Origin of the sequence: Neoroseomonas rubea, from assembly GCF_016106015.1 — a bacterium.
Classification (GTDB): domain Bacteria; phylum Pseudomonadota; class Alphaproteobacteria; order Acetobacterales; family Acetobacteraceae; genus Neoroseomonas; species Neoroseomonas rubea.
In genome coordinates, this window is the sequence record NZ_JACADQ010000771.1 from 1 (window position 1) to 517 (window position 517).

The 517-nt window shown below is 80.1% G+C and carries 1 pseudogene; it reads left to right on the plus strand.

Annotated features, from left to right (window positions below):
• A pseudogene (locus HW577_RS26330) lies at positions 1–517 on the plus strand (hypothetical protein); the annotation flags it as partial.

Sequence of the window (517 nt, forward strand, 5' to 3'; positions counted from 1 at the left end):
GCCTGGGGCCAGCCACCCGAGCAACCCGCCTGGGGCGCGCCGCCACCGCGCGACGAGCCGCTGCAGCCGCGCCTGCCGGGCGACCCCTTCCTTGGCGCCAGGCCGCCGGCCGCGGGCATGCCCGGCCTGCCGAGCGGGACGGGCCTGCCGGCCGATTTCGACCCGTTCAACGAGGGCCCGGCCATGCCGGACCACCGGCCCTCGACCTCCGACGCCTTCCTGCCGCCCAAGCCGATGCAGCAGGTCTCGGCGCTGCCGGAAAGCTGGGATGTCGGGCCAACGCCCTCGACCCCGCAGGCGCCGCCGCCGGCCCCGGGTGCCGGCGCGGGGGGGCGCATCCCCGACGACTGGAACTTCGACCTGTCGCCCGGCGCCGGCGCGGCGAAGCCCGTGGCCGATCCCTTCGCGGCCCCGCCGGCGGCCCCGCCAGCGACCCAGCCCTTCAACGCCCCGCCGGCGGCCCCGCCATATGCCGCGCCGCCAGCGGCGACCCCGGCGACCTACGCGCCGCCGCCCG